Source organism: Paenibacillus vulneris (assembly GCF_039543185.1).
Taxonomy (GTDB): Bacteria; Bacillota; Bacilli; order Paenibacillales; family NBRC-103111; genus Paenibacillus_S; species Paenibacillus_S vulneris.
In genome coordinates, this window is the sequence record NZ_BAABJG010000005.1 from 21,571 (window position 1) to 44,624 (window position 23,054).

Below are 23,054 nucleotides of genomic sequence, written 5' to 3' on the forward strand. Positions count from 1 at the left end.
CCACTCCCCGTTCACAACGGGTTTGATGATGGATGATTATTTCTTTACCTTTGCATACCATTCTCTGGCACGCTTCGTAACCTCTTCACCACCCGATTTGTTCCACTTGTCTACGAATTCATCAAATTTGCTGATCGGGTACTGCCCGAGAATAATCTTGGTGGCATATTCCACGTACAGTGTACGATTGTTGATGTCCGGGAATCCGTCGTACACACTGGCTGGCATACCGTCACCGGCAATGACCTTAGCATACTTCTGAGCTTCCTGCATGTTTCGGTTCACCTGATTAATAGCCCACATTCTGTCTTCCGAGGCTGTATTCTTATTCAGATCCATCATGAAATCGAGAGTAGATATTTTGGAATATGGATCAAGAATCAAGTTTTCCTGTGTGCTTTTGTCATCCGGAAGTTTAGCCGGCTTGCCGTCCTTTACCGTATGGTGCATGCCCTCTACGCCAAGATACAGCGGGATCCAATTCTTTTTATCGTACATGTTGTTCAGCAGCTTCAGGGTTGCCATCAATTTCTTCTGATCCTTGTTATTCTTGACGACCCAGGCAGGCGGCTGAAACCTCTTCCACGTGTAGAAGCCCTTATAGCCCGCGACCTCCGGTACTGGGAGAACGGAAAATTCAGCCTTAACGCCGGTGTTTTTAAACAGATTTTCTAAAGGCAAATAGCCGGTTTCTACCCAATGGAAATAGTTGCCTCCTTTATTCGCCTCCACCTTGCCGTCCCATTTGGCCTTGTCGTTCAGGAGCGTTTCCTTATCCAACAAACCGTCCTTATACAGCTTAGCGATAAACTCCAAGGCGGCCTTCATATTCGGAGTTACTGCAGAATAAGTCAGCTTCCCGTCATATAGGTCCCAATCCGGATATCCTTCGAACATGGCCACCCCATACATGGCGAACAGATGGTCCATCCAGCGCGCCTCCTGACGGCCTCCCGTGGGGAGCTCATCCTTCTGGCCGTTGCCATTAGGATCCTTGTCCCGGAAAGCCTCCAGCACCTTGACGTAGTCGTCCTGAGTCTTCGGCATTGTCATTCCCAACTTATCGAGCCAATCCTTGCGAATCAAGCCGGCGTATCTGCCGTAGTCCACCATACCCGGGATGTAATAAATTTTCCCCTGACCGGTAGGGTCATTAGCCTTGACCACATCCCACATTTCCTTCGGAATAGCTTGCCATAGGTTCGGTGCATATTTGGGCAGCAGCTCCGTCAGATCGGCAATCGCGCCATTTTTTGCCAAGCTGTCTTCGATGCCCTGCTGGGGCAGGAACAGGTCCGGCATTTCGTTTGCAGCGATCTTCAGGTTCAGCTGATTCAGATAGTTGGTGCCCCCGTTCCACTCCACGTACGGATGGATGACACCGACACCAAGCTTTTCCTTATACAATTCATACAGCTTACTTCCTTTGGTGATCGGTTTGTAACCGATGTTGGTACCCCATACTTCAATGTCGACAATCTCATCAGCATTGGCGGTCGGGCTCTGAGTCGACCCTTCCGAAGATTTCGTGTTTCCGCTGCAGCCAGTGACTGCCGTAATTGCGAGGACGCCTGCCGCCGATAATAACCCCATTTTTTTAAAATTCATGTTTCGATCCCCCTCGTAATGAATGTGTGAGGCTTCTAATTCCCTTTACGGTGCCAATCATGGGTTGCTCAAGAATTTGAATCCGCTTACATTGATACTATACAACTGGAGGTTAAGACGCTCAATTGGGCATTTTTAAGTTTAAACAAGGGCATTTTTAAGAATTTATTCAAGCAGGAAACATTATGATACCGGGTTGCAGACATAGCGAAACGGCCTCAATCCACTGGGAAAGGGACGAGGCCTGTTGATATGGCATATAAAGAAAATGGATAGGGAAATCTAATCACTGCATCGAATGGAACAACTCCAGTTTGGCATACATATCTTCCAAAATAAACCGAACATCGATGTCTCGATATACCCTGATTCGTCTCTCCGATTGATAATGGACGTAGGTCATATCCGGAGATACGCGAGGTGCGGGCTTCAAATCGTAATCATAAGGCTGATCATGCATCAGCAATCCTACCGCCGGGGAATCTCCAAGCGTCCACATTTCCCCCTTAGGCCAGCTCGGATTATTTGCCCATTTTTGATTGGTTTCCAGCAATTGTTGATATAAATATCGGCCGATGGCGCCGCATGGCTCCACTCTCCGTTTTAATTCTGCGATGCTGACGCGCATTTTGCAGTATACGTTTCTAGGAATCTGCCATAACGGGATCGGAGAGTTGAACACAACGTTCGCAGCGTGAATGTCGTTCCTTAAGTTGAAATCTGTCCCACCCTCCGGCCAAGCTCCACCTCCGATCCATACCGCTGTCAAACGGTCGGCAATCGCCGGATTCATGAGATAAGCCGCAGCTAGATCGGTGATGGCCCCAAGGAAAATGACGAACAAAGGCCTCTGATCATCGGACATGGCTTCTCGCACAATACACTTCGCCCCCTCGGACATGACCGGCATTCGCTCGTCTTGCATGGCACGATCCGCTCCACGCAGAACAGAATACTCTCCCGACATACCCATTAGATCCAATAGGAGTTCGATTTCCTTCACACTGTCCAACATCGAGGTTTGGCTTCTCTCCTCGCCAAAATGAGCGCCAATCAGACCTTTCACCATAAACTGAGGCGTTAACAACGCATGAACGATTGCATACTGGTCGTCCGCTTCGTTCTTGGCGTCACTGTTCACGATCAAACGGATCCTTTTGGGGTCCGGCACATCGTATAGAAGTTTCATAATCGCACCTCACTGGATGACATTTCGCTACTTCCGGCAATTCCATTTTATATGATGCTTTTCACCTTGACAGGCCCGATGAGTCCGCTTGGTTCCTGCTGAGCAAAGGAAGACAAGAAGTCACGCTGATCTTTCACTAGCGTATTCGTAACTTCGATGACAAGCTTGTTGCTGCCCTTCTTTAGACTGCCTATCTGTATGTGATAAGGAGGACAGATGCGCACCCCGGCCTGTTCGCCGTTTACCCATACCTCTGCTGTCTCGTAGACCTCGCCCAAATCCAATAGAGCCTGGCTTGCGGATTCGCTCCACTCAAATTCCGTTTCATACCGGAAGGTGCCCGTAAACCGTGGTAAATGGTCAGGCCTGCTCATGTTCACTAAGGCCGTCAGTTTTCCCCACTCCGTAAAGTGAGGGTAGCTCTCTGCATTCGCTGTGGAAACAGTCCAATCGCCTTGGAGCTCTAAAGACGTTCCAATTGTATGCGGCGGGTGTGCTGCATACCCTTCAAGATCAATTCCATGCAGAAGGACGATAGATTCATACGGATGCAGGACAAGCTGTACCGCCGTTGCGTCCCTCTCCCTTTCCACATTTAATAGGATCAACCGATTTAGGAAGGCATCATAAGCATAGACATCACCCTGAACGGGCAAAACAATCTCCGTGCTGATCGGTTGATTTGGATGTTCATTAAAGAACATAAACACATCCAAACCATCATGAACATAGTGATAGTTCCGAAGATAAGGCTGGTATTGGTCAACTCGAATATCATAATGTCCGTCCGCAATAAGGTCTTGCGCCAGGCAGTCCAGAGCTGCAAGCTTCACATTGCGGTGATTGGCAAGACAAGCCAGTTCGGCAGAAACATCGCTGCCCTCACTCGATCGCAGCGGCAGCCCGTCAACAAAACGAACAACTAGTCCTTGTTCGGCAAACCGGACCAAACGCTGAATCATCGCCGCCGGAAGCGCTTCTGCATAGGGCACGATCAGGCACTCGTAATCCTCGCCATTCACAAGCAGCTTGTTGTCCTCTACGATCCCCGTTTCCAAAAGCACATCGATGGGGAGAACGTCGCAGTCAATCTGATGCTGCATTAATTTTTTCACGGGTTTATGAAAATACATCGCCTCCCCGGACCATTCGGCCTCAGCATGGTACACGACCGCCGCGGTCGCCATATGTCTTCCTCCTGAGATTAAGTGACTGATCCGATTCATATAGCGATTCAAATGCTTGTAGTAACGGTACTGCGGATTTTGCCCGCTCGCATACATGTGCGGAGGACAATCCGGGTCCGGAAAAGCTTTTTGAGTAAAGGCATGCGGGACAAAATAGTTTACACCGCGAACGAGCATATGGTCTGTGAGCCATTTCATCAGCTTTAAGCCTTCCGTCCAGCCATAGGCTCCATACAATTCGCACATCGTCCGGCCTTGTTTCTTCGGATCGATGTGTCCAAGAGATACGCCAAGCTTGGCGAGACCATAGTGGTAAAATTCGCTATCCGTCTCACCACTCGTTGGCTGGCGGAAAGACATTTCATCGAAGCCGGGAACGATCTGCCACAGCACCACATCGAGCCCTGACATGTCTTGCCCCCAGAGCGAGCGGAAGAAGTGTCCGGTGCTGGGACCGAGCCTTGCGTGAACGTTGTTGTCTTCAAGGACATGTCCGATGTATTCTACTCCGCGGGCTCTGCACCATTCTCCGATTTGACTGCAGAAGCTTTCCGCGTAGAGCTTGCTGACGATATTCATATAATGATACCGTACCCTATTCGACCGTTCTCCTTCATCATGCCAGAGGAGATGCAAATGCTTCCGATAATCAGGCCCCAGGGCTTCCTCCAGCAGGGCCGGCATGTCCCGGCTCCAGGGAAGCGGAACCCCCTGCTTTCCGGGTTTCGAGTTGAAATCGAACGTTTTCTCGTCATTGTAAAACCCGGGTTCATCCGAAAAGAAACCAACGAATGTCTTTCCGAAATCCGCTTTGTACCGATCATAAAAAGCCTCATATACCGTATTGAGCAAAATCCGCACGGAATCCCGATCCAGCGGGTTCAAATAATCGGCCTGCTGTTTGCTGCCGCCATCCTTATTCTCCGAAATAACGAATATGCGCCAATATCCTTCTGGGATATCCCAGTATAAGATGCCCTCTTGTACAAGTTCGGTTAAGTCCATCGAGTCATCGGTTAATGATCCGCTAGACGGATCTCGACGTACCGCGACTACGGAAATTAGCTTGTTCCGACCGCTCGCATTGTGACTCAGCGAGATAGTCGGCCGAAGTCCATGCAATAGCAGAGTATCCACCAGCAGAGATGTACCTTGGGCAGGACCGATGGTATCGATATATCGTTCTCCCAGGAACATGCGATGAAGCTCTTCCGGAGCCTCCTTCACCTTGCCTGCCGCATGACCCGTCGGAAAATGATCGTCATCGAGCATCCACACCTTCATGCCTCGGTTCCGGGCTTCCTCCATAATGATGTCCATGTCCTTCCACCATTTCGGTCCGAGAAAATCAGGATGTGGTCGCGCCTCCACGCAAACGGCCCCGATTCCGGATTCCTGAACACGGGCCATCTCCTCCCGAATTGCCTGTTCCTCCTCGCCGTGCTGCCAGAGAAAAGGAAGGATATAATTATGCTCTTGCCCCTCGAGTACTTCTCTAATTCGATTTCTCATGTGTTAGCCCCCCTATTATTGAAACATCCGCCCGACTTCGAATCGAAGCAAGGCGGATTGTGCTTGATCAAACAATTATTTCTTCATTTTTGCGTACCAGTCTCTCGCGCGCTTTGTTACTTCTTCGCCACCCGATTTGTTCCACTTGTCTACAAATTCGTCGAACTTACTGATCGGATATTGTCCAAGGATAATCTTGGTTGCGTATTCGATATACAAAGTTCGATTGTTGATGTCCGGGTAGCCGTCGTAGACACTTACCGGCAAGCCATCGCCAGCAATGTGCTTGGTATATTTCTGAGCTTCTTGCATATTTTTGACGGTCTGATCAATCTCCCACATATCGTCTGCCGATGCAGTACTCTTAAGAAGATCGATTGTAAAATCAAGGGTCGCCAGAGGTGAAGCCGGATTAAATAACCCAATATTCTCCTGTGTGCTCTTGTCATCCGGAAGTTTGACAGCTTTGCCATCCTTCATCGTATAGTGCATTCCTTCTACACCAAGGTACAGATCCTTCCAATTCTTCTTGTCGTACATATTGTTAAGCAGCTTCAAAGAAGCCATCAGCTTCGTCTGGTCCTTACTGTTTTTGATGACCCATTGCGGGGACATCCTTCTTTTCGAAGTATAGAAACCTTTATAGCCCGGGACTTCCGGTATCGGAAGTATAGAGAACTGGGCCTTCACGCCCGTGTTCTTTTGCATAGCGTCCAAATTAAGATTGAGCGTTTCTACCCATTGGAAGTAGTTACCTGCCTTATTCGAGTTCACTTTGCCCTCCCACTTGGGCTTGTCGTTCAAAAGGGATTCCTTATCCAATAATCCGTCCTTGTACAATTTGGCAAGGAATTCCAAGGCGGCTTTCATATTCGGCGTTACTGCGGAATAAGTCAGCTTGCCGTCGTACATATCCCAATCGGGTTGGCCTTCGAACATGGCCACACCGTACATAGCAAACAAATGGTCCATCCAACGGGCTTCTTGACGCCCCCCGGTAGGCACCTCATCCTTCTGTCCGTTTCCATTGGGATCCTTATCCCGAAATGCTTCAAGAACTTTTACATATTCCTCTTGCGTCTTCGGCATTTGCAAGCCCAGCTTGTCCAGCCAATCCTGACGAATCATGCCAGCGTATCTTCCGTAGTCCACGACCTGAGGAATATAATAAATTCTTCCCTGCCCGGTAGGGTCGTTTGCTTTGACAACCTCCCAAACATCCTGCGGAATGTTATTCCATACATTCGGCGCATATTTCGGCAGCAGGTCGGTCAGATCGGCGATAGCGCCGTTTTTGGCCAAGCTGCTTTCGCTGCCGTTATAGGGCAGGAACAAATCGGGCATTTCGTTTGCGGCGATCTTCAGATTCAACTGGTTCAAGTAGTTGGTGCCTCCGCCCCATTCTACATACGGACTGATCACGCCGACGCCCAGCTTCTCCTTAAGAAAATCATAAGTCTTACTGCCTTTGGTGATGGGTTTGTAGCCGATATTGGTTCCCCATACTTCAATATCGACAACTCCATCCCCCGACGCTTGGTTCTGACCTGATGTTGAATCTGCTGAGGAATTCGAGTTTCCGGCGCAGCCGGTTACAGCAGTAATCGCAAGGACACCTGCCGCTGATAATAACCCCATCTTTTTAAAATTCATGTGTTGTTCCCCCTTATATCGTAATGATCGTTTATGTGATCTTGCCTTTAAACCGAAAATGTCGTATTACCCCTTTACCGAGCCAATCATGGCTCCTTTGACGAAGTATTTCTGCAAGAATGGATAGACCAAGATAATGGGGATAATAGCAAAGATAACGGTCGCTGCTCTTAAAGTCCGCTCATTGAAGTTTAGATCACTCGTAGAAACAGCACCCGCCATGATCACATTGTCGTCGGTGATGAACTGCCGGATCTTGATCTGTAGCGGGAACCAGTCCGGATTTTGCAAGAAAAGGAGCGGATGTTGAAACTGGTTCCACAGCACGACACCATAGAATAAAGCAAGAGTCGCTAGCACTGCCTTGGACAACGGAAGGACGAATTGGAACAGCATCCGGAAATATCCGCAGCCTTCAAGAAAGGCGGCTTCCTCCAATTCCTTGGAAAATCCCTTAAAGAAAGTTCTCATGATAATCAAGTTGAACGGATTCAAAATATGCGGCAGGACCAGGACCAGCGGGTTATTGTAAAGACCAATGCCGCGGACCGTCAGAAAGTAAGGTACAATGGGTGCCTTGAAGATCATCGCGATGACCACGCCGACCATAATGACGGGCCCCCAGCTAAACTCTTGTTTTGACAGCGGGTACGCCAGTAAAGCGGTCATTAGCAAAGCGAGCACAGTGCCGATCACTGTCGAGCCGAGCGTCAGGAAGAACGACTTCCATAGGTCGGGACGGTCGATGATATGTCCCCAAGAGGCAAACGTAAATTGTTTCGGCCAGATGGTGACCAGGTTCATATCGACTGCGCTTTTGGAACTGAACGATGTCGAGATCACGGACAGGAGCGGTATGAGCGCTATGATAGACAGTAGGATGAGAACGACTGTAATTGTTGAAACAAATATTTTTTCCCCTCTGGATTCAAACATATCTACCAGAGCCCCCCATCCGAAACTTTCTTTGACATCTTATTGAAGATGAATACCAAGACAAATCCAATCACGGACTGAAATAAACCCACCGCCGTAGCGAAGCTATATTGCGCCTGCTGAATTCCTGTTCGGAACACATACGTGTCGAGAATATCTCCTACACTGTAAGTCATAGGAGTGAGCATGTTGAACACTTGATCAAAGCCCAAATCCAAGAAGTTACCGATTTCAAGCAGGAACAGCACCAACACAGTAGGTAAAAGAAGCGGAAACGTAATGTGACGAATCTGCTTAAACTTGGATGCACCGTCAATCATTGCTGATTCATAAAGCTGAGGATCTATTGCACTGATCGCAGCCATGTATACCACAGTTCCCCAACCGGCATCCCTCCATATAGATGCAATCACGTAGACAGGTCGGAAGTATGCGCTTTCCTGCATGGCGAGCAAAGGTTCATGTCCAAACCAGCCCATGACAATATTGAACAATCCGCTTATAGAGAAAAAATCGAAGATAATACCCGCAACGATAACCCAAGACAAGAAGTGCGGAATGTACAGAGCGGTCTGAATCCCTTTTTTCAGCGCCGATTTTCGAATCTCGTTGATCATCAGCGCCAGCAAAACAGGTACAGGGAAGACCAGAACAAGCTTAAGAAATCCTAGCATCATTGTGTTACCGAACACTTTTGCGAAGTCTGGATGATGAATCAAAGTTTGAAAATGTTTGAGACCCACCCAGGGACTATCGATAAATCCTTTGAAAACCGAATAATCCTTAAAGGCAATAACGGCACCGGCAAGTGGGATATATTTAAAAACAATAAGAAAAATGATCCCCGGTATCGCCATGACATACAGCGGCCAATATACCTTCATTCGATGAAATGCGACTGCTTTCAATTTGTTCCCCCCAATATCTAGTTGCTGAATTCGCTTACACAGTAACTATACATTCAGGGGGAAAAGCTCTCAACGGGGCATTTTTAAGTTTAAACAAGGTCTTTTTTAAGAATTTAACCCCCCCCCCCACATAGTGGGGGAGATTGTTGAAAACCTGAACCCTGATGGATACTCCTTCCGGCCAAACGGCTATATAACATCGATTTACATTTTAGACAGATTCTTGCGGTATTCGCTTGGCTTGCTCCCGGTCAATTTCTCGAACAGCCGGGTAAAATGCTGCGAATCGGAGTAGCCTACCATCTGGCAAATCTCATATACTTTCAAATCTGTCTTCTCGAGCAGCTCTTTTGCCTTGCCGATTCGGACCTGCGACAAAAAATTCACATAAGTATCCCCTGTCTTTTGTTTGAAAAACTGGCTTAAATAATAGGGGCTTATGAAAAACCGTGCAGCTAAGTCTGCTAGGGTAATCGGTTCATTATAGTGTGTAGACACATATTCCTTGACCTCACTGATAATGTCCTTCTTCTTAGGTATGTTATGCTCGATCTTGAACGCAATAATTCTACGGATGACCTCAACCATCCATTCCTCCAGAGAGACCAGCGTCTGAAATCGCGAAATGCCCTCCAATGATAATATATGCCGGCCCAGGAAATCGTTTTGCTGCAGTTGCTGAAAGGACATCTTCCGGACACTTGATAAAAGAATGTTCAAGCACTGCAGCTGAAGGTCTGCCGGATTCATGCCGGGTTCGGCTTCCATCCCCCGAAAGATCTCGCGGATGATGCTTGCACATTCCATCTCGTCCATGTTGTCGATGCCTGCTTCCAGCTTAGCAATCATGGCTTCGGGAACAGGCTGGCTGCGTCCCGACAGATTCATGATCTCAGGAAATGGGATTACGGTGTCTGCCCCTTTGACAACTTTATAGCTTAACGCATAACGGGCTTCCTCAAAGGATTGGCTGATACCGGCGGCCCGATTCTGAACCGTTCCTATACCGACGGTCATGGACAGTCCCAGCTGCCCGAACAGCTCCTCCTTAAGACGCCGTACCGAACGAACAAGATCTGCATACCCAATAGTTCCTCCCTGAGTAACCACCATGGCAAATTGCGCACCCGAATAACGCAGCAGATACACTCCTCGGTATTGCCTCAGGACTCGGTCTATTTGGGCCAATACCGGCTGAAGACCATGCTCCTTTAAGGCATCGACATTGCCATAGAATTCAAGCAGGATACATGCGTAATTAGTCCCCTCCGTTGGTATCTGCGCAATTCGAAGCAGTTCCTCCGCAAGAGTATTATCGCTGCCGATATCGAGGATATCGCGCAAGGCGCTCTCTTGAATCCGGCTTTGAACCTCCTGCTTCAGTTCGTCGACCTCCTGCAGCTTTGCCTTGTCCGCACGGACTGCCTCGATGACCTGATAAACACATTCGCGCAGCTCCTCCTCCTCAACCGGTTTATTAATATAAAACTGCACACCAAGCTGTATACCCCTTCGGGCATATTCGAAGTCGGCATATCCGCTTAAGAGAATGAACTTAGCCTGGCTGCCCTTTTCCTTCAGCATCTTAATCATATCGAGCCCGTCGGCCTGAGGCATCCGAATATCTGTAATGACAATGTCGGGTCGAAGTTTTTGAATTAATTGGAACCCTTCCACCCCATTGTAAGCTGCGCCGACAATCTCGCATTCCGGAATATAGCGGCTTATCATTATTTTGAGACCATCTACAATGCCCTTCTCATCATCCACCAAGATCAACCTCATCCCAAAGCACCTCTCCTTCTCTGTTTGTATCCAGCACGTTGATCTAAAGCTTAGGGATTAAGATTTCGACCGTCGTTCCGCGCTCCGCTCCAGGACGAATCGTCAGATAATAGCGGTCGCCGTAATGGAGTTTAATCCGTTCGGCGATATTCTTGAGGCCCAGACCGCCGCTTTCCGCTACATCGGTTTCTTCCAGCTTGTATTTGTCCGATTTAGCATCCTCCAGCATGGCGATCAGTTCCTCTCGCTTCTCCATAGGAATACCGGCTCCGTCGTCTGTGATCCGGATTCGAATTTCCTCCTCTTCGGTCCAGACGCCTTCAATCTCGATATTCATGGGCCGGCTATAGTCCTCGAATCCGTGGTTAATACTGTTCTCCACAATAGGCTGAAATACCAGTGGAATCATACTGCAATCGAGCATCTCATCGGGGATTCTGATATGCAGCCTGAACATATTATCAAACCGGATGTTTTGAAGCTCTAAGTAATTCGTCGTATAATCCAGTTCATGCCTCACAGAATGGTGCTTGCCTTCTTTACCCAATGCCAGCCGAAACATGCGGGCCAAAATTTTAATCATGCCGGCTGTCTCCTCGTCGTCCTTCACCAGCGCTTTCATGCGGATGGATTCCAGGGTGTTATACAGCATGTGGGGGTTGATCTGATTCTGAAGCGCGATGAATTTGGCTTGACGCTGCTTGATCTCAGCAATATACACATCTTCAATCAGGGTTCGGATCGTTATAATCATTTTGTTATAGCTATAAACCAGACTTCCAATCTCATCATTAGCCTGCTCCTTCTCTATGGGCAGATATTGGCCTGCTTCCGCCTGCTTCATGCTTCGGCGGAGCGACTTAATAGGCTTTGTGATCGTATAGCTCAACCCAAGCGAGATAAGAGTTATGACCAGACAGCTCATCAGAATAACAGCCACCGTCATTCCTTTGATCCGATTGATCTTCTGAAGCAGCTTCGAGCGCGGAATCTCGGTTTTGATAAACAGGTTCCCCTGCGAGGTGCTTCCCGATAATACAATCTGGTCATGGCTGTTGTCATCCTTGAGGTACTCCGCTCCGGATTCAAGCACCTGCTGCCAGGACAACCGGCCGCTGGCCGCATCGGAATGATAGACGATTTCGTTTTGCCGATTGCTTATGATGACACTCATGCCGTATTTATCACGAGCCAATACAAAATCATGATCGAGCTGGAGCAATGTAAACGGATCCAGATCGATGAGCAGGATGCCCGCATAGGCGCCGTCGTAGCTAAATAGAACCCTTCCTACCGTTACTACGGCTCCAGCACCTTTATCCTCGTAATAAGAACGGTCATGCAGTCCGGTAATGAAAAAGGTATCCTCCGAGCCGCGAAGCCCTTTGTACCAGTCACGGGATAATAACATGTTCTCATTCACTCTGCTTGTTGTCGTTGTATACTGATATACACTGTTATCGCGGCTTATCAGCATCACGGTGCTGATCTCAGGTTTAAGCAAGGCGACCCGCATCAGCAGCCGCTGGACGGCAACCTTCTGGATAATCAACTCGTCCATGGGCAAGCTTCGCTCTTGTCCGATTTTATAGATTAAATCATTGTCGACCAGCACCGACTTCGTGACCTTATCGTATTCTTTGATGAATTCGTTCAAGGTGGTTCTGATTTGGGATGTATACAATGAAGCGAATTCTTGAGAGGAATCCTCAAGTCCAGCTGCCGATTGATGGAAAATGATGGCGCTTACACCTAGCAGCGGAATGACACAGGCCAGAAGGTAGCCTGCCAATAATTTATTTTGGAATCTCATGTTTCTTATCATGAACATAACCCTTCGCATCCGGCTTTTACGCTCCATACCCTGCCCCTTCTTGTCAAACGCCTTTTCTAACTATTGTACATGCCGCGATGTATCGACGCTACCAAAGTTCTATGGTAGAAGATGGCAATGGCCATTGTTCTTTTATTGTATCCGTTTACACGAAATATACTTTAAGAGGAGTCATTTATCAAAGGGGCAATTTTAAGTTTATACAAGGGCATTTTTATGATTTTCTATTAGATCCTGTTCAGCTTCATAGTCCTGTTAAGTCTGTTTTTTGGAGCTGCTACTCCAACAATGTTTTTATGCAACCTTAAAAAAGACCCCGCAAAAACTTAAAAACGACCTGTTGAGTAATTTTTTACCAAATCATATATTGAATTTTGTAACCGGATACAATTTCCTGACGGGAGGTGTTGGGTCAAGGTAATTTTACATCTGCAGGTTTGGATAGTTCTAAAGCAAGCTAGGCTCTTCATTGGGAAAAACGGATTGAGCCCTACGCAGTAACCAGGTCAATTATTCATTTGGAGGCGAGCATGATGAAAAAAAGAATCGTTCCTGTACTGGTTGCAATGAGTCTTTTATTTTCCGTGGCAGCACCGGCATCGGCTTCGAACGTACCTTCTGACAGCAACCGTTTGGAGGCCAGCAGCAATGGAATTGGAAGGGTAGCTATAAGCACTATTCCGCTGCCGGGTTCGGTTAAGAAGCTGGAGAGCAGCACTTATACGTACTCTGGAAAAGTACTTCTTATTTATAAAACGGAAGCCGATATCCTTACTCCAGATTATTGGAACATAGCGGTAATGAACGATGATGGAACGAATTTCAAGGTCATCTTCTCTGGGGTCATACCTACAAAAACAAAGTCACCCGGTATCCGGATTATGCCCTTTCAGGATAATAAGCGGATATTGCTGGGAGATTACGTGCTTGAATGCGGGCCCAGCATCGACAGCAGCACCAGCGCTAAATTAATACCTGTCGTCTATCCATCGACCTTGGTAGATGATGCACGCATAACCGCCCATTGGTCCGAAATTATCATAGCGCCTGACAATAAACACATGAGCTGGACAATACTCCGCTCGGATATTGGCGGAGCAGCAGCTATCGGTGTCCTGGCACGTAAAACGGATACCTATGTAATTGAAAAGGCTCAGCTTATCAGCAGTATCCCCACCTTCAAGGACGATCCGAACAAACCGGGCTATATGATTCCTAATCCGTTAAGAGGAGGAGAAGTGAAGCAGTTTGTAAAGGGAGGAAATGCCATATCCGTTGTCGGAGGGAAGGCATTCAGCACTCCAGATTCTGTTGTACAGGATTTGAATACTGAAAATACTACGCAAATTACTTATACTCCCGGTTACGATGAAACAACTATCTTTTCCCCGGATGAACGATTGGGTATGGTCATGAGCACCCGATTCTCAAACCATACGGACCCGGCCATATTTGGGCTTATGCCAAGACCCTACGGTATATATACCTTTACGGATATGATGTGGCCGCTGTATACATATGCAGTAACTGGGGTTCGGAATTTCAGAGAGGGTAACATAGGTCCCGTATTGATCGACATTGATCGTTCTATAAACGAATCAGGGTATAAAGGAATACAGCTTACTACGGATCCAAATTGGGTGTACTACTCGCCAATGTCCTGGCATCCGAACGGCAAGCGTGCGATGTGGCTGGAAGTATACAGGGGCAGTGGCGGCTCGCAAATGCGGATTCAGAAAGTAAGCCTGCTTGATTATAAGCCTAAACCGACAATACCGATTAAACCCACTACAGATAATATCCCGTATGGGATCAAAGACTTAACCGTACTCAATTCCGTTAATCCCAATGTAAATGGGAAGATTGCAGGAAAAGCCTCCGGGTACCTCTCTTATGTTCGAAATGCCTCGTCTATCTTCTCAGGACAAACGGAAGTACAATATGTGAATTATAGTGATGATGGCGTGAACTTCTACAATGGATTTGAGAAGACCAATATTAATGCAGGCGGGGAAAGCCGTTATGAAGCAAATGTACAATTGACCGGTCCAAAACAGGGTGAAATGAAGTTTAGAGCAACGTTTTCCGCGCTTGGTGGTGCGACACCTGCTAAGCTGCTGTTCGATACCGATGCAGACGGAAAGCCCAAAAGCTACGGATATGCTTCCTATGGCGGCGTCACCCTGAATATCGAAGATCTGTTAGAGTAAAACTACGTTTCCCGACTTCATCCCTCGATAAACCGAGCAATGTGCCGACAAAGCTTCGGCTGAGTTAATCGAAGGCAAATAACCCGATTCGACAGAATCGGGTTATCTTTCCTAATTGGCTGCCTACTTAAAGGACAGCCTCACATGGCTTCACCATCTGATCCGATAACTCCCATGCTCCTTATTAGCTGAACGAATCCGGTTTCGAGGTATGTCTTGCAATGGATCCGATCACAGTATCCCAGTCGTCCTCGTGCAGCTCATGACCGGTGCCTTCGAGTGTCAGCAAAACCGCGCCAGGAATCACATTCGCAAGATTTTGCCCGTGTTTATAAGGAATAATCGGATCTTCCGTGCCATGGATAACTAATGCAGGAATCTTAATCTCGCTCGTCCGAGTCAGATATGACTCTCCACCCGCCAGCAAGGCGTGATTATGAATACTGGCCATGCTGCCGCTTCTTGCAAACTCCATTTTCGCTAAAGCGCGAACTTTGTTCTCGTTAAAAGAATGCTTCGAGCCTACAAGAATTTTGGACCTATCGACCGCAAAATCCACGACCGACTGTTCGTTTGTCCAATCGATCTCCCCCAAGTTAGAGAAAAAATTCATAATTTGTTCCTCCATCGGTGGAAGCTCCGGTGCAAAATTGGATGTTGATAGCAGTGTAATGGTAAGGACTCTCTCCGGACGCCTGAGCGCGATCATTTGAGCTAGCATACCTCCCATGGACATGCCTGCAATATGAGCCTTCTCGATCTTATAAGCATTCAACACTCGAATGGCATCGTCTGCCATGTCTTCAAACGTATAGCCCGGATGACCCGGTTCATAGGTTGTAGAACGTCCAACGTCGCGATTATCATAACGAATTACAAAACGCCCCGTTTGCGCTAAACGATGGCAAAACTCTTCTTCCCACCAAATTAACGAGGACTGGGCACCCATTATGAGCAATACGGCCGGGTCATCTATCCTTCCAAAACTATCGGTAGCTATTTCTATTCCATCCACTTGTATTAATCGTTCGTTCATGTATAATTCCTCCAAAGTTATAATAAAAAAAGCACAGGCTATTTTGCCTGTGCGCACAGTAATCGAAAAAGAAATGAAAGGAACGGTACAAGACCCTATAACGGGTCAGGGGTCCCGTCGCGGGTTGTTCAATTCATTTTCTTTAAAATCTAGTCCGTGCGAAGCGACATGAGGATAGTCCTCAACCTCGCTGGCACACGACTAAAAAAGGTTAGCATGTAAGCACACCAATTTCCGATTTCTATGCACACAAATAGCCTTAAAACTTTGTTTTTTTGTGCAAGTAAAATCGAAAATTAGTTTAACACACGTAACCCCTCCGCCCTTATAAGTTGAATCCATAGTAACAGGTATACCATCATTTGTAAATAGCTGGGAGTGCAAATACCGCCAAACTTAAGGCAAATGTCACTGATGTAGGGCATTTGCAACGGAACCTCCGTCAGGGCGATCCCAAAATGGAAAGTAACTTTGCAGCGTCTTCTTTTGAAATTCTCCCAAATTTGGACTGTCCTTCAATAATCACTTCTAGTATGTCTTTCTTTGGCGAGAGCCAAATGGCATAAGTTACTGGTTCATAACTAACTGTTGGGTCTGCATTTACGGTTGTAATTTTATAATCAGGCTGTCCCAGCATGGATACTTTTGCATTTTCCCATGGCACATGTATGAAAATATCCAATATCGTTTGGACTGTTTCATTATCTTCAATTTTCTTATAAATCATGTAACCCTGCCCATCGGGTTTGCTGACATGAAGATGTACAGGTTTAGGGAAACGAGGATCTAGCTTCTGCTCATATGATAATTCTTTTTGACTGCAAGCAACTGCGATATGCAAGATAAACAGCAGCACACCGGCAATAAAGATTTTTTTCATCATATCCCCCCAATCGTTTGAGATGCAGCATTATAAGTAATTCTATCGTTAGCAGTGGAACTTTTTTGCAATCATTCCCTGTAAGCTAAATAACGGGAACCCATCAGATTTTGTTGCAACAGCAAAAAAAGCCAGGACCCTCTTGCTTTGAGGATTCCTGGCCTTAACCGCGGGCTACGCGCCCTTAATTTGACTCCATATGGTCACCTATCGATCCAGCCGCGGTGCTCGGTGATCTTGCCTTTTGCCAGCCGGTATTGGCGGTACAACGTGACGTCGATCGAATGGCCGGTAGGCGGCGTTCCGAAAAACACCCCCTCATGCGTACCCCTCACTGTCATTCTCACGAGAACCTTCTCCCCTTGAGCTACGATATCTTCCACCGTGTAGCGTTTGTCCGGGAAAGCCTCCAATATTTTGCCGGCAAACTGCTTCAGCCCTTCCTGTGACCCGTAGGTAAGCTCCTGATAATCCTCTGACAAAAACCGATCTATACAGTCAAAATCACTCTCGTTCCAAAAATTCTTGATAAACGCGGTCACCGTCTCGATATTTTGTTGTTCTACCGACATCAACGTTCAGCACCTCAATGAACGCGACAGCCGTTTCCGTATTTTTCTTTCATCTCCTTTATATGGTTATCCTTGAGCCGCTGTGATGCCAGGGGCAATCGCCCGGGTCAGCCGCACGAACGACGTGACTGCGGATTGGATCCTCGCCTTCAGGTCTTCATCGAGTGGGGTACCGTCGGCATCGCAGCTGAGGTAGCCGCCTCCTGTGGAGATCCATTCCGGGTTATTGACGCAGTGCAAATTGCGCACAATGCTTTGCAAGTGCAGCAGCGAGCCGACTCCCACCGGACCGCCGGCGGAGCTGACGGCAAGCACCGTCTTTCCTGCAACCTGACTGGGCTGAAGATAATCCAGAGCATTCTTGAGCGCCCCCGAGATGGACCCATGATATTCCGGCGTCGCCAGAACCAAACCGTCTGCACTGATGACCTCCTCCACTACCATGCCGGCATTCGGATGAAGCTCCCCCGATTGAGGCGAAAATAGGGGCAAAGGCAGCTCGTATAGATCTATGAATGAAACGGAAATACCATTTGATTTCAACTGGCGTTCGATATATCGGAGAAGCATCGTGCTCGCTGCACCTTCCCGGTTACTTCCTGCTATCATTGTTATTTTCATTTTCATATCACCTTTCACTATGGTATCGTTGTATCGTTATCCAGGCACTCCGGCGCAGCTATCGCTTTCGTGCGAAATATTCGGAAGATGGAATCGGAAACGAATCATCGGAGCGCTTCGGGAGCCGGCCGGTCCCCCCTCGCTGCCCGCCGTTTTCGTTGTTCACTACATTGACGGAGCGCATTCCGAAGATGTGACCGATCCGAGTAAAAAAAATTGGCGGCCGGAGAACGGCCCGCTGGTTAAGACTTTTGGTCACATTCATCGGGTCTTATACGTCATTATTATGAGATAAACGTTTATCGGCGTCCTAGTATGGATGTTCGACCGCGTTCAAAGGTAGTTTTTATCGCCAATCAGAATGCGGCTCCTACCACATTAGCCGCTGCAATGAACTTAAACATTCTGATGTAGTAATAAATAGAGAGGAATGGGAAGATCGAATGGAGACACAGGAATGGTTGGCGGAGCAATTCGAGGCGCACCGGAGTCATCTTCAGGCAGTAGCTTACCGGATGCTGGGGTCGCTTAGTGAGGCGGACGACGCCGTTCAGGAGTCTTGGTTCCGCCTCAGCCGCTCTGACACGAGCGGCATCGGGAATATTGGCGGCTGGCTGACGACCGTCGTTTCGCGGGTATGCCTTGACATGCTTCGCTCGCGCAAATCAAGGCGCGAGGAGCCTCTCGCGACGTACGCGTCCGAGCCCGGCTCAAGCCGCGGAGACGGGAGCGATCCCGAGCAAGAGGCGCTGCTGGCCGACTCCGTCGGACTCGCCATGCTCGTCGTGCTTGGCAGCTTGAATCCGGCCGAACGGATCGCGTTCGTGCTGCATGATGTGTTCGCGCTGCCTTTCGAGGAGATCGCCCCGATCGTCGGGCGTTCCAAGGAGGCGGCAAGGCAGCTGGCCAGCCGTGCGCGGCGACGGGTGCAGGGGACGGGGACGGACCAACGCCCCGATCTGGCGCATCAGCGGGAACTTGTCGACGCCTTCCTCGCGGCGACTCACGCGGGCAATTTCGAAGCGCTGCTCAAGGTGCTCGACCCGAACGTCGTGCTGCAGGACGACCGGGGTGTGGACAGCGCAGCAAGAGTGATACGCGGCGTGCAGGCCGTTTCGGGGCAGGTGGTCGCAGGTGGAGCCCGGGCCGCTCATCCGATGCTCATCGACGGAGCCGTGGGCATTGTAGTTGCTCCGCGCGGCGAGCTGCTGTTCGTAATCAAGGTGGCGATCGCAGACGGCAAAATCACCGGGTTCCATATCATCTCCGACAAGGAGCAAATCGGTCAGATGGATCTTGCCGTTCTGAGCGCTGGCGACTAACTGTTCCCGGTGCACGGCATTTGATCCTTCAAACAACAAGAAAGCCCCCGAGGTTTGTGCCATCGAAAAAAAGCACGAGCCTTGGGGGCTTTCTTATTCATGATAAATTTCAAAAATTACAGCAATCGCTTCAACAGAACCACGCTTAGGGTAAGTACGGAAGCTATTTAGGAGCAAACGTCTATTCAGTGATGCCTTCAATTATATTCGCAGCTAGCATCCATTTTTCTATTAAATTCAGTCTTCACGATTCTGGATTATTTTGGAAGATTAATTCCAAGGTACTACGTATACAGTATTAGAGTCAATATAAGGAGAAGGAGGTGAGGTCATTGAATAGCCCCATTGCAGGAAATTTGGGAACACACGAGATTTTGGAGCTGCATGAAATCTTGTCCTTTAAAAATGTATGTTTAACTAAGTCCGCTGCGATGCAAAATTTAGTTCAGGATCCCAACTTAAAGAGCATCATTGTTCAGGATATCACTCAATCTAAACAGGATATCCAAGAGCTTCAAAACGTGCTGGCTAAAGTTTAAAACAGAAAGTGAGGAAGAATGGAATGAATACACTTGTCCAAAATATGGCTGGAATGGGTCAAATGACGGATCAAGTAATAGCCAATGACATGCTGATTTCAGCAAAAAGCGGCATTAAGTCTTATGCTGCTGCTCTTTCCGAGACAAGTACTCCGGAAGTAAGACAAATTCTTCGTAAACAATTGGATCATGCAATTATGGCGCATGAGCAAATATCCAATTATATGATTCAAAATGGATTCTATCACCCTACTCAGGTGAAGCAGCAAATCCAATTGGATATTCAAAATGCTCAAACCGCGTTAAGCTTGGGTTAGACGAATATCCCTTCAACTCTTAACCGCATTCAAATTGGATCGACATCCGTTTATAACAAAATTCGGAGTATAAGGATGTTAAAGAACAGCCTCTTTCTTTTGAAATCGGCTGTTCTTTGCAATGCGGATCGTCAACAGGCGAGATCCTAAAATATTTTTACCAAGGAAGCTTTTCCTCCATGTAGTAGAAACCGCCCGTTGGTCCGTCTTCCGGCAATACAGCTAAACGAACAGCAGTCTTCGCTCCCTCCTCTACGGACAGCTCCGCCTTATCGCCGCCTATTCGCGTTTTTACCAAGCCCGGGTGTACAGAATTAATTTTCAGCTTGGTCGACTTGTATTTTTGCGCCCAGTAGGCTGTAAGCATGTTTAAAGCCGCCTTGGAGGCCGAGTAGGCAGGAGTGGCGATGCGCTGAGCCAGTTCATTCGTTAGCAGCATTTGTATCGATCCGAGTGCACTGCTCTGGTTGACAATCCGTCCGGCATCGCTTTTTAGCAGCAGCGGCAGCAATGCCTCTGTGATCAAGTAAGGGGCGAAGGTGTTGACTTCAAACGTATCTCGGAATGCATCCCCTTCGTAGCCTGGCTTTTCCACCCAAATTCCCGCATTGTTCACCAGAATATCCAGCCGTCCATATTCCTTCTCGATAAACCGTACCGTTTCAGCGATATGTTCCGCGTTCGTCACCTCAAGCTGAAGACCGACGGCTTGAATGCCCTCATCCTGTAATTGAACTGCAGCCTCATCAGCTGCGCCTTGTGTCCTTGCTGTTACTAATACCGTGATGCCTTGCTGGCCCAGTTGTCTGGCAATTTCAAATCCAAGTCCTTTGCTTGCTCCTGTGATCAATGCAATTTTCTTAGTCATGGACATTGTCCTCCTAGTTTTAGATTAGTTTAATATGACGATGGGTTCGCTCGATTGAACATGCTGCACAGATGCCAAGTGCTTTACATAAGCAGCCCCACTGGAAGCGATCTGCTCATCCGTCAAGTGATGTGCATTATGTAATGCAAACGGCGGAAGGTAATGGGCGCTTACATAATTGGCAAGTGCCTCCATTGGTTTGGCGATATCCCGTATGGTGAACAAATTGTATCCGCCCGGCTGATAAGAGGCTGCAGTGCCTGCTGTGGAGATGGCTATGCCAATTTCTTTGCCCTTTAAGTGCTCCCCTCCCGGACCGAAAGCCCAGCCATAAGCCAAGACTTCATCAAACCATTGCTTGAGCAGAGGAGGTGTACTGTACCAATAGAGCGGGTATTGGAAAATGATGCGGTCATGGCTGTCCAAGAGCTGCTGTTCATGCGCGACATCGATATTGTGATCCGGATACGTGTCATACAGCTCGTGAACGGTCGTATCCTTTTGCTGCTTCATGGTTTCTGTCCAAAACCGGTTGATTCGGGAACTCTGCAAATGGGGATGTGCAACGATAATTAAAGTTTTCATGGAAATCGCTCCTTATCATGTGCTTCATTTATAAGAATGATCATTCTAAAAATGAAGCAGCGGTTATTATGTTAGTAATAATGATCCGGAAGCAGGAATCTGCCTGCAGGTCCGTTATCAAGCAGTGCGGAAACGTCAGATTAGTTTTACCGCCTGCATCGGATCTATGTAAAGATGGGTCTATGATCATTTGTCCGGCCCTAGAGAACACCATCATTCTATTAGAATGACCGTTCTCCAATTAGAACGTCAAAGATTAGGCTGTTCTCTCCGCACGTTCAACCGGTAGTGCTGCTTGCTGATGCGGCTGATTCGAGAGCCATAGCACGGCTTCGTCCCAATCGGTGAAGCTTTCTTGCTGGTAAGGCAGCGAGCCGAGACCTTCTACGGTTCGATTGACGCTCAGCTTGGCTATCACGCTCTCCGGCTGAACCATTGCAAGATGGCGTAGGCCGCTTTCGTAGGCACGCTCGATGAAGATCTCCCCAATCCAAAGTTTGTCCTCCGCCTTGATGGCCGAGCCGTGACGGATATCCATCAACACTTTGCTGCCGTTCTTTATTTGCAGAAGCTCCGCTCCCTTGAGAAAAATGGTTTGAAACTCCTGACCGTAAGCGAAGCCTCTCCATTCCATGATCACGCTCTGCAGATCATCACTCCAGCTTACTACCCCGTGTGCCGATTCAAAATAACTCATTTCATTCCATCTCCTTTCATCTGGTAACAGCTGGTTTTTCCATTTGAGAATGATCATTCTATTTTGAAGATGATTTATTTGTTTCCTTCTTTTCGAAAAGTATCGTAACATATTGGGAACGATCGGTAAAGAATTATTTTTTTACCGATCATTCTCTTATGCTTTTTTCAAATCACCCAGCCATCATGACTCCCTCGTGCCAAGAATTGGAACACCGTTCCCGGGCCGCGGCACAATCCACAACTCATTATTTTTCCATAGGATTGCGAATGGTCCTCTTGTAGTTGTTCCCCCATTCCTTCATAGCGGCAATAATCGGAGTCAATGTTTCCCCGAATGCCGTTAGGGAATATTCTACCTTGGGCGGTACCTGGTGATACACTTCCCGGTGTACGACTCCGTCTTCCTCCAGCTCTCTAAGCTGCAGCGTAAGCATCCGTTGGGTAATGGTCGGACAAATTCGACGAAATTCATTAAAGCGCTTGGGTCCTTCCATCAGATGATAAAGCAATACCCCTTTCCATTTCCCCCCAATAACATCCAAAGTGAATTCAACCGGGCAGCCCTCGTCATTTGGACAATGCCCGTACCCGCTTTTACGGTCTCGCATGTATACTCAGCTCCTCAATCCAGGTTTCCTGCTCATCCCAACACTTATGTTCAATATAAATAAATTCGCCGTGGATGCCAAGGGAAAAGAAGATTTTCCAATCATGAGGAGCTCCTTGTGATGGATTCGATGATGTCCGTTTCCAAATCCAAACCCGTACCAGTCACAAAATGACTCTGGATTAA

The 23,054-nt window shown here is 47.8% G+C and carries 20 protein-coding genes; 4 read left to right on the forward strand and 16 right to left on the reverse strand.

The genetic code is table 11. The features are described from left to right. Positions 1-36 precede the first annotated feature (36 nt). The 8 genes from ABEA66_RS05130 to ABEA66_RS05165 all read right to left on the reverse strand — a co-directional run bounded on the left by ABEA66_RS05130 (position 37) and on the right by ABEA66_RS05165 (position 12,639). Positions 37-1,608, reverse strand: a complete 1,572-nt coding sequence (locus tag ABEA66_RS05130; protein ID WP_345586670.1) for a type 2 periplasmic-binding domain-containing protein — start codon at positions 1,606-1,608, stop codon at positions 37-39. A 286-nt stretch (positions 1,609-1,894) separates the two neighbouring features. After that, positions 1,895-2,797: a nucleoside hydrolase gene (locus tag ABEA66_RS05135; RefSeq protein ID WP_345586672.1), complete on the reverse strand. Its 903-nt coding sequence runs from the start codon at positions 2,795-2,797 to the stop codon at positions 1,895-1,897. A 47-nt stretch (positions 2,798-2,844) separates the two neighbouring features. Next, positions 2,845-5,496 carry a glycosylhydrolase-like jelly roll fold domain-containing protein gene (locus ABEA66_RS05140; protein ID WP_345586674.1) on the reverse strand — a complete coding sequence of 884 codons (2,652 nt, stop codon included), beginning with the start codon at positions 5,494-5,496 and terminating at the stop codon, positions 2,845-2,847. Between the two features lie 75 nt (positions 5,497-5,571). Then, entirely contained in the window at positions 5,572-7,149 is a 1,578-nt protein-coding gene (locus ABEA66_RS05145) for a type 2 periplasmic-binding domain-containing protein (RefSeq protein WP_345586676.1), read from the reverse strand. Positions 7,150-7,215: 66 nt separating this feature from the next. After that, complete coding sequence (locus tag ABEA66_RS05150) at positions 7,216-8,085, reverse strand: carbohydrate ABC transporter permease (protein ID WP_345586678.1); 870 nt, start codon at positions 8,083-8,085, stop codon at positions 7,216-7,218. Positions 8,086-8,087: 2 nt separating this feature from the next. Then, a complete protein-coding gene (locus ABEA66_RS05155) occupies positions 8,088-8,993 on the reverse strand; it encodes an ABC transporter permease (RefSeq protein ID WP_345586680.1) in 906 nt (301 codons plus the stop codon). 204 nt (positions 8,994-9,197) lie between these two features. Continuing rightward, on the reverse strand, positions 9,198-10,778 hold the full coding sequence (locus ABEA66_RS05160) for a response regulator (protein ID WP_345586682.1): 1,581 nt from the start codon (positions 10,776-10,778) through the stop codon (positions 9,198-9,200). A gap of 43 nt (positions 10,779-10,821) precedes the next feature. Next, positions 10,822-12,639, reverse strand: coding sequence for a sensor histidine kinase (locus ABEA66_RS05165; RefSeq protein WP_345586684.1), 1,818 nt, complete (start codon positions 12,637-12,639; stop codon positions 10,822-10,824). A 503-nt stretch (positions 12,640-13,142) separates the two neighbouring features. On the opposite strand from ABEA66_RS05165, the gene ABEA66_RS05170 reads away from it, so the two are divergent. Continuing rightward, positions 13,143-14,822 (forward strand): hypothetical protein, encoded by a 1,680-nt coding sequence (locus ABEA66_RS05170; protein WP_345586686.1) that lies wholly within the window; start codon positions 13,143-13,145, stop codon positions 14,820-14,822. Between the two features lie 184 nt (positions 14,823-15,006). Here ABEA66_RS05170 and mle read toward each other — a convergent pair whose 3' ends face one another. The 4 genes from mle to ABEA66_RS05190 all read right to left on the reverse strand — a co-directional run bounded on the left by mle (position 15,007) and on the right by ABEA66_RS05190 (position 17,931). Next, positions 15,007-15,858 carry an alpha/beta fold macrolide esterase gene (mle, locus tag ABEA66_RS05175; RefSeq protein ID WP_345586688.1) on the reverse strand — a complete coding sequence of 284 codons (852 nt, stop codon included), beginning with the start codon at positions 15,856-15,858 and terminating at the stop codon, positions 15,007-15,009. A 442-nt stretch (positions 15,859-16,300) separates the two neighbouring features. Further along, entirely contained in the window at positions 16,301-16,741 is a 441-nt protein-coding gene (locus ABEA66_RS05180; protein WP_345586690.1) for a hypothetical protein, read from the reverse strand. Positions 16,742-16,941: 200 nt separating this feature from the next. Beyond that, entirely contained in the window at positions 16,942-17,310 is a 369-nt protein-coding gene (locus ABEA66_RS05185) for an ester cyclase (protein ID WP_345586692.1), read from the reverse strand. A gap of 66 nt (positions 17,311-17,376) precedes the next feature. Beyond that, entirely contained in the window at positions 17,377-17,931 is a 555-nt protein-coding gene (locus ABEA66_RS05190; protein ID WP_345586694.1) for an NADPH-dependent FMN reductase, read from the reverse strand. Between the two features lie 443 nt (positions 17,932-18,374). On the opposite strand from ABEA66_RS05190, the gene ABEA66_RS05195 reads away from it, so the two are divergent. The 3 genes from ABEA66_RS05195 (at position 18,375) to ABEA66_RS05205 (ending at position 20,109) form a co-directional block, all read left to right on the forward strand. Then, positions 18,375-19,253 carry a sigma-70 family RNA polymerase sigma factor gene (locus ABEA66_RS05195; RefSeq protein WP_345586696.1) on the forward strand — a complete coding sequence of 293 codons (879 nt, stop codon included), beginning with the start codon at positions 18,375-18,377 and terminating at the stop codon, positions 19,251-19,253. A gap of 332 nt (positions 19,254-19,585) precedes the next feature. Beyond that, positions 19,586-19,792 (forward strand): spore coat protein, encoded by a 207-nt coding sequence (locus ABEA66_RS05200; protein WP_256865214.1) that lies wholly within the window; start codon positions 19,586-19,588, stop codon positions 19,790-19,792. Positions 19,793-19,815: 23 nt separating this feature from the next. Further along, positions 19,816-20,109, forward strand: coding sequence for a spore coat protein (locus tag ABEA66_RS05205; RefSeq protein ID WP_079908828.1), 294 nt, complete (start codon positions 19,816-19,818; stop codon positions 20,107-20,109). A 157-nt stretch (positions 20,110-20,266) separates the two neighbouring features. On the opposite strand, the gene ABEA66_RS05210 is transcribed toward ABEA66_RS05205, so the two are convergent. From ABEA66_RS05210 to ABEA66_RS05225, 4 genes are all read right to left on the reverse strand, one after another. Continuing rightward, on the reverse strand, positions 20,267-20,977 hold the full coding sequence (locus ABEA66_RS05210) for an SDR family oxidoreductase (RefSeq protein WP_079908827.1): 711 nt from the start codon (positions 20,975-20,977) through the stop codon (positions 20,267-20,269). A gap of 24 nt (positions 20,978-21,001) precedes the next feature. Further along, positions 21,002-21,562, reverse strand: a complete 561-nt coding sequence (locus ABEA66_RS05215; protein WP_079908826.1) for an NAD(P)H-dependent oxidoreductase — start codon at positions 21,560-21,562, stop codon at positions 21,002-21,004. Between the two features lie 256 nt (positions 21,563-21,818). Next, positions 21,819-22,259, reverse strand: a complete 441-nt coding sequence (locus ABEA66_RS05220) for a hypothetical protein (RefSeq protein WP_079908825.1) — start codon at positions 22,257-22,259, stop codon at positions 21,819-21,821. 247 nt (positions 22,260-22,506) lie between these two features. Beyond that, entirely contained in the window at positions 22,507-22,869 is a 363-nt protein-coding gene (locus ABEA66_RS05225; protein ID WP_079908824.1) for a winged helix-turn-helix transcriptional regulator, read from the reverse strand. Between the last annotated feature and the right edge of the window lie 185 nt (positions 22,870-23,054).